Consider the following 223-nt stretch of genomic DNA (forward strand, 5'->3'; position numbering starts at 1 on the left):
TTTATTTTTTTATTCGAGAACATATAGAATTTTTACAAATGGATGTGGAGAATTTCAATGTGGGTAAAGTATGGATAAATTTAAGAAAACGACATATTCGTAATTATCAAAAGTGGCTTGCTGAAGATGCAATCTCCTATCAATCTAACGAAGCATATAAACCAGCAACGATAAGTCGAAAACTACGAATTACTCGGTCCTTCTTAAAATGGTTATATGAAAT

General features: G+C 30.5%; 1 pseudogene. It reads left to right on the plus strand.

From position 1 onward, the window contains the following. A pseudogene (locus CN326_RS25325) lies at positions 1–223 on the plus strand (tyrosine-type recombinase/integrase); the annotation flags it as partial.

The sequence above is a fragment of the Bacillus sp. AFS018417 genome (assembly GCF_002560985.1).
In the GTDB taxonomy this organism is placed as follows: domain Bacteria; phylum Bacillota; class Bacilli; order Bacillales; family Bacillaceae_G; genus Bacillus_A; species Bacillus_A rhizoplanae.